6 protein-coding genes are annotated in these 7,403 nt (G+C 43.6%); 1 reads left to right on the plus strand and 5 read right to left on the minus strand.

The genetic code is table 11. The features are described 5' to 3' along the window. The first annotated feature begins 41 nt into the window (after positions 1-41). Positions 42-2,066, plus strand: a complete 2,025-nt coding sequence (locus L1D50_RS19705; protein WP_138521662.1) for a methyl-accepting chemotaxis protein — start codon at positions 42-44, stop codon at positions 2,064-2,066. Positions 2,067-2,081: 15 nt separating this feature from the next. On the opposite strand, the gene L1D50_RS19710 is transcribed toward L1D50_RS19705, so the two are convergent. The 5 genes from L1D50_RS19710 to L1D50_RS19730 all read right to left on the minus strand — a co-directional run. Further along, on the minus strand, positions 2,082-2,471 hold the full coding sequence (locus L1D50_RS19710; protein ID WP_128727956.1) for a YbaN family protein: 390 nt from the start codon (positions 2,469-2,471) through the stop codon (positions 2,082-2,084). Then, on the minus strand, positions 2,468-3,058 hold the full coding sequence (locus tag L1D50_RS19715; RefSeq protein WP_128727955.1) for a biliverdin-producing heme oxygenase: 591 nt from the start codon (positions 3,056-3,058) through the stop codon (positions 2,468-2,470). Before L1D50_RS19715 ends, L1D50_RS19710 begins: the two co-directional genes overlap by 4 nt. Positions 3,059-3,128: 70 nt before the next feature. After that, positions 3,129-5,855 (minus strand): TonB-dependent receptor, encoded by a 2,727-nt coding sequence (locus tag L1D50_RS19720; protein WP_239966642.1) that lies wholly within the window; start codon positions 5,853-5,855, stop codon positions 3,129-3,131. An 84-nt stretch (positions 5,856-5,939) separates the two neighbouring features. Further along, positions 5,940-6,905 carry a FecR domain-containing protein gene (locus tag L1D50_RS19725; RefSeq protein ID WP_239966643.1) on the minus strand — a complete coding sequence of 322 codons (966 nt, stop codon included), beginning with the start codon at positions 6,903-6,905 and terminating at the stop codon, positions 5,940-5,942. 10 nt (positions 6,906-6,915) lie between these two features. Further along, on the minus strand, positions 6,916-7,403 hold a 488-nt coding region (locus tag L1D50_RS19730; protein WP_239966644.1), incomplete at its 5' end, for a sigma-70 family RNA polymerase sigma factor.

Raw genomic sequence — 7,403 nt, forward strand, 5'->3', positions numbered from 1 at the left:
TTGTAACATAGTTTATTTACTCAAAATAGAGCAATGACATTATGCTAAGTAAACTAACAATAAAACAAAAAATTACTTTAGGCTTTAGTGCATTAGGTGTGCTGCTGTTACTTGCGTGTGTGTTTGCCTATTTAGCATTGGCGCAAATAAAGTCCGCTAATCAAAATATGGGCCAAATTACTTTGCCGATTCAGCGCAGTGCTAATGCCCTGCAATTTGAGCAGCTTAAGCTCAGCAAACTGATTTCCCAAGCTTATACTCTTGAAAGCGAGCAAGATATCAACCGGGTTCGACAGCAATTCATTACACAGCAGCAACTGTATGTTGAGCGTCAGCAGCACTTAACGTCATTGACGCAAGCCATGCCTGAATTTGTCACACCATTAAGGCAAACTCTGGCGCTGGGTGAACAACTCGGTGATGCCGCAAAGCAAATGCTGCAGGCTAAGGCTGATATTGTACAAGTACAGCAGCGGATCCAATCTCAATATCAAGCTCTTAAACAGGGTAAAGAACAGGCAAGTAATGCCATGCTGGATCTCGAGTTAATTGAGACAGATAACGCGCGGCAGTTGGAGGAAATGGTCGGGACAGGCGTTCGCATTGATGACATGCTCTTTACCTTGGATAATAACAGTCAACGGATCAGTGGGTTAACGCTTGATCAAATAGAGCAGCACCAACAAGATATGTTGTTTTTATTGGATAATATTGAAGACAACATAGCCTTTTTGAAACGGCAAGCCTATGGAATGGATGCAGATGACTTATTAAGTCAGTTTAGTGAGGGCATGACTAAGCTCAGAGAAAAGCTTGGTGAGCCGGGGCACCTGTATGTCGCGGTACAAGATAAATTGCGGCAACAACAACAAGCCGCGATGCTATATAAGCAGTCAGAGCAGTATGCGGTTGCCATTTTAACCGAGCTTGAGAAAATACAGCAAAATGCCGACGCGGCATTTAACCGCTCTCAAAATAATGCTGAAACTCTTGTTGAGCGAGCACAAAATACCGCCATTTTATTGGTGATTGTATTTATCGCATTAGGCACGTTTATCTCGATTTCAACCAGTCGGGCTATGCTTGGGCCGCTAGCTGCGGTTAATAAAATGCTCAAATACCTTGCGACTGGCGACTTTTCTAGACAAATGAGTAAGCGCAGCGATGATGAATTTGGTCTATTAATTAATAATATCAATCAGGTTAAAGACAACCTTCGTGCCTTACTTGAGTCAATCAATAACCAAGTTCATGAACTAGAAGACCTATCAGAGTCATCATTAAGCGAGAGCAAACAAATAGCCAATAATGCGACCGAGCAAATGCGCCGCATGGATAATGCCAATCGTTTAGCGCAAAGTATTTCAGCTAGTGCTTTGGCGGTTTCCGAACGCTCGTCAGATAGCCTCGCAAGTATCCATACCGCCAACCAGCATAAAACCGAAGTGAGTAAGTACACGCAAGACAATAAAGAACATATTCTATCGCTTAGCACACGCATGAGTGAAGCAGTCGAGAGTATGACCAAGCTGACAACACACAGTGAGAATATTGGCAGCATCTTGGACACCATTGTTTCTATTGCGGAGCAAACCAACCTGTTGGCGCTAAACGCAGCAATTGAGGCGGCGCGTGCTGGTGAGCAGGGGAGAGGGTTTGCTGTGGTCGCCGATGAGGTTAGAACGCTTGCGTCAAGAACGCAAGAGTCAACCAGTGAAATTAACCAAATGATAGTAGCACTAAGACAAGATACGCACACTGCCTCAGAAGCCATTAATTCCGGCCAGCGCGATGTAGCCTTATGTGTAAAACAAAGCGAGGCACTTGCCAGTGCGATGGATGAAATTGCCAATGCACTTGCGCAGGTCACTCAGCTAAGCGAAGAAGTGAGCCAAGCCGCTGATCACCAGGCGAAAGATTGCCAGCAAATTGAGCAAGTGATGTTAGATGCACAAAGTACCGCAAGTGATAATGCTCAGGCGATGCAAAACTTGGCGAAAGGCAGCGAGTCGCTCAGTAGCTTCTCGCATCGTCTAGCAACACTGGTTGAGCGCTTTAAATTGTAAAAATGTAAATTGGTATTATACACGCTTTGATGGTCTGGAATAAATATAAGACATCACTGCGATTTTTATACTGCCAATTACGCAGGCCAACCAAGCCGTCGGTGAGAAAAAAATAAGTAAAGCATAACTTGCAGCCATGCCGGCTGTTGCCAGAACTTTGGCTTTGAGAGGAATAATCTTGTGTTGCTTCCATAGTGTTAATGAGGCGCCAAACCTTGGGTGATTTAGCAGCCATAAAGCAAGCTTAGGTGAAGCTTTTGAAAAGCACGCCAAAGCCAAAATAAAAAAAACGGTGGTCGGCATGACGGGCAAAACAATACCAATAACACCAAGGGCTACAAATAGGTATCCACATAGCAGTAGGGCTATTTTTTTATAGTTGGCTAAGGCGGCTTTTAGCATCATGGATAAACGTGCGCTTGAAATGCTTGGAAACGAGTGAAGGCTTGGCGAGCACCTTCAACGAGCGCTTGCTCTTGCTGTTCACTCAGTTCAATTGAGTCTATGATTTGCACAAGCTCTCGCCAAGCGCTGCCGCGACCAGCCCCTGGGCCTGCTAGATACCGAGCGCCGTGCTGCGCATTAAAACTAAGCTTGGCTTCAACTTGTTTACCTAGCATCGCCGCACCTACTTTTGAGCCTTCAACGACATAAAGCCAACCGAGTGCTGTAGCGACATCGGTATCATCGGCTATTTCTGATGTTAAATAAGGAGCAGGTATGTGGGTTTCAAGGTCGATAAAGTCTTGTTCAAGCATGCCTAAGCGGCGACGCGCGGCTAAGTCTGGAATAAGTGCTAATAATTCTGGGTGTTCATAGAGCGCACTCACATCTTTTAAAAAATAAAACTGTAGTCGTAAGAAATCAAGGTAGCTTTGTGTGTTGGTGAATGGTTCTTGCGCCATAATTGACTTGTCTACATTATCATGGGTATCTGCAGTTGCATGTTTTAAGTTTTGTGCTCTAGAAAGTGTAGAGGTAACGGTAGTCATGGGTGCTCCAAAGTGATGTAACTGAAATATAGCGCTGTCTTTAAGCAAAAGTACAGCGCTTAAGTGTTTATTAAAGTTTGATTTCTAAACCAATCGAAATAGTCTGCCCCGGTTCAGGCATCGCAACGATTGAGCCGGTTGAAACCTTATATTGATCGGTCAAATTGGTGACCGCTAGGTTGCCCTTGATGCTGTCGCTAAAGATATAATCAAAGTAAAAATCAAGCTGATAGCCTGCTGGAATATACTCAAGTGCGGTTACGCCTGTCCCTGACAAAAAACCACCCGGATGATGTTTCTCGGAGTGTTTTTTGTAGGTAAAACCTGTATCAATTGTGTCGTTGAAGAGTGTCATACCAAGCGTAGCGATATAGCTTTTTTCTGGTGGTATACGAAGTGGTGTTAAACTTCCTGCAAACCCGCTCGCATTACAAGTATCTACACCTGCAGCCTCAGCCATTAAGCGTGAGCACATTTTGACGCCGTTGTACTTTGTGTAAGATAACCTGCTGTAAAATAAGTCGCTTTGGTAATGAAGGCCAAACTCTGTACCGGGCAGTTCAAACTTATCATAGTTGGTAAAAGTGAATTTTTGATCCCATGAAGGTGCGTCGGGTTTAGGCAAAAAGCCGGTAGCCAACATACTTTCAATATTGGTGTAGAAGTATTCCGCCGAGATAATTAGCTTATCCCCGTGACTGAGTAAGTTGCTAAAGTCACTTTCAAAGCCAATATCATACGATTTCGTTTTTTCAGGGGTGATCGGATAGTCACTAGAGTAAGAAAATACCTCATTGGAAACCGTTGTTTCGTACAGGTTTGGCATACGATATGCGTTGCTATATTTGGCTTTAATAACTGTATTATCAAGCAGTTGATAATTTACTTGTACGGTTACATCCGCTTTGGCATCAAATGTAAGTTTTTCGTCTGTTTGATAGTCCTCGTTTACTGAGTCATGAAGGTTTACGTTCAGTGCAAGCTCTACAGGCGCAAGATCGATATTGGCATTGGCAAATAACGCACGTTTTGTTTGCTTGCCGTGTCGCGAAGTCGCCTTTAAATTGAAGTCAGCAGGGTACCAGTCTCGATTAAAATTGTCTCTCCAGTCTTTATGTGGGCTTAATTTTTCAACCTGCCAAGATAGACCATAGGTCAAAGTAATTGGTGTACTGGCCAGCGATAATGCAGAGGTATTGAATGCACTTATCCCATGACGCTTATTATTATAACGGTGAAAGTATTGCCCCGCATTTGCTCCTAGGTTGCTACCAAGTGCATTATATTGCTGTAACCTCGCGCTGGTACGCCAGACGTTAACACTAAGATCGACTAATGGGTTATCACTCGGTAAGAAACGGTACAACGCACTGGCACTGTTTACCAAAGCAGAGCCCGGAGCCCACTGCGGCATGGTTTCTACACCTTCTGGAATTTCTTCGGACATCCATTGTTCCTGGCCATTTTCATCAATCACCTTCCAAAACTTGGTGTCACCGGCTCGTTGTTTGTACCAGTAGGTGGCCAGCATTTCTCCCGCTTCTTGCTTATGGTAGCGTGTATTCACCTCTAATGATTGTTCGTCCGTAAACGCATAAGTTAGTTTTGCTAGGTATGAGTCGCTTTCAAAGCTTGTATTGACGACTTCGCCATTTTGATTGACCGGAGGTGGGATAAGGTCGACTACTGTTATTTCGTCATATTGTCCTTCGTGTTCAGTTGAAGGTACCCAACGCACGTACTCCTTGGCTTCAACAAAGTCGTTAAAGCCATTTTTACCAGCAAAGTAGTTACCAACCTTTTTCTTACTAAAAGCGAGTACCGCTTGTAAGTTATCTTGTTGATAAGCTGTTGCTAGCGTAAACCCGCCGCCTGCAAAGTCGAGAGTGTCATTATGGTTGCTGATTTCGTAATAACTTTGCAGACCAAAGCTTTCAGGTACTTCAGGTGTTCTATTGTTGTTGTGCGTATTTACTTTAACCAAAGCGCCGAGACTCTGACCATCTTGAAGAATATCATGCGTGCCTAATGTTCGGATATTGACTGTTCCGCCGATTGCCCCAGACCCAAAGGGTGAGGCTTTGGTCGATGCGCCTTTTTCGACATTCACCGAGCTTATCAAGTTTGAGTCGATATAGGTTCTATCCGACGAACCCATATAACCTCGGTTTGTGTGCGTTGATTGTAAACTTCCGTCGATAAAAATCGGTACACGTCCTTCACCTTGCACGCCACGAATACCAATATCCAGTGCGCCAGCTTCGTTTCGAATATTGTTTGCCTCTACACCAGAAAACGTTGAGAAGATATCTGAGTTAGATAAACCTTTGGTTCGAGCAATCTGTTCACGATTAAGATTGAGTTTATCGCCTTTGACAGTGATGACTTCAATATTATCTTGTGGATCTTTTGCCCGGTTGTGTTTTTTAGTTTGAGTGTTTTTGGTTTTGCTTTTTTCTGGCGCTGACCCGTTAATCGCCGCTTTAATAACAATGTTGTTGTCGATAATACTTGCCGTTAACTGGCTACCTTTTAGTGTGCGCTCTAGCGCCTCGGTTAAACTGATTTCACCTTTAAGTGCAGGAGCCTGCAGACCATTTAATAGTTTCGCATCGGCAATTAGATTCATACTCGCAGCCTCAGCTACCTGCGTTAAGGTATGGCTAATAGGTTGCTTCATAAGATTAAATTGATATATAGCAACTTGACTCTGCGCGGCTGCAGGCAGGCTCAGGCTAAGCCCGAGTGCAAATGCTAAGGGGGTGAGTCTTGTGTTTAAAACAGAGCGGGTTCTCATTGTTATGCGTCCAAATAAATTACCTAAGATGAAAACGAATGAGAATGAGAACTCCTCAATAAATATTTGAATATTTTTATCTTGTCATTGAGAATCAACTATAACTATATGATTGTTATACTCTTTAACTTCTACAGGGAGAACGTGTGGAAGTAAGTTTAAAAAGCTTTCGAGTTCTGATGCTAAAAAGGTACCCGAAATAACTAATTGCTCAGTTGATTGAGCGGTTAAGGTGTAACTTATCGCATGGTGTCGTTTAAATTCCTCAAATGCTTCGTTAAGTGGCGCATTGTCGAACACGAGTCGTCCTTGCTTAAACGCATCGACGAGATTGAGGTTTGGATCAAACTCAGTCTTGACAATGCCGTCACTATCCACAACCGCCATTTGACCTTTTGTCAGCGCTATTTGCTGATTTTGGTTTTGCACGTGTACATGACCATGATCTACCATAACACGAACGCTATTGGCTTTTTTATCAACGGAAAAGCGGGTACCTAGTACGGTAATTTTTGTGCTGCCGGCACTGATAACAAATGGTCGGCTTTTGTCACTGGCAACGTCAAACAGCACGCGACCACTGAGTAGCTTATTACTGCGCCGGTCGCCATCAAAATCAATAGCGAGGGAAGTTTTGGCATCTAAGGTCAGTCGAGATTGGTCGGGCAGTGAGATATTGCGTAATTCGCCTCTTACTGACTGGTAGCTGGCGTGAAAGGTGTCTTCGTTTATTTGAAAGAACCAAGTTTGATAGCCAAAGAAACTCAATGCAAAAAGTGCAAAGCATGCGGCCATGGCGAAGTACCGCTGAGTTGTCTTTGATTTAAGCTTCGAGTCTTTAGCAGGGCGCTCTAATTGTGCAATTTCTTGCCCTGAAAATTGCGATAACAGTTGCTCTACCTGCTTACTTTCTTGATAGGCTGTTTGGTGTGCACGGCTCTCACCAAGCCAGCGATTGAGCGCTTGCTGCTGCGCTTTGTTTAGCCCTTGCCTTTCGAGTTCTAGCCATTGGTTTACTTGCTGTTGTACTGATACATTATGACGGTCCATTGCGATTCTCTTATTGTTTTTGTAATGCGTTACGGCAAGCAAGCATGGCCGTTGCCAAGTGTTTTTCAACCATGCTGATAGATATTCCCATTTGCTCTGCTATTTGTGGTTGGCTTAAGTTTTTAAATTTATAGAGCACAAATGCTTGCTTGGTTTTTTGAGGCAAAGAGTCGATACTTCGATTAAGTAATGCCAGTTGTTGTTGACTTGAGAGCTTAGCCTCGGGCTCATAATAACTTGGCGCGACTAATTCGAAGTCGTCGGGCTCAGCAATAGCCTGATTTTTTCGATATTGATCAATCACAATGTTTTTCGCGGCTTTAAAAAACAGCGCGCGTTCTTGCGTGTTATCCTGCTTTGGATTGCTGCTTTTATAGCTTAATATTCGGGTATACGCCTCTTGAACTATATTTTGAGCCTTATCTTTGCACCCCACTGAACGAGCGATATAACTTAATACTTCTGAGTAATAACGTTCCAAAATACACCAGTATGCTT

The sequence above is a fragment of the Pseudoalteromonas sp. Isolate6 genome (genome assembly GCF_022398435.1).
Classification (GTDB): Bacteria; Pseudomonadota; Gammaproteobacteria; order Enterobacterales; family Alteromonadaceae; genus Pseudoalteromonas; species Pseudoalteromonas galatheae.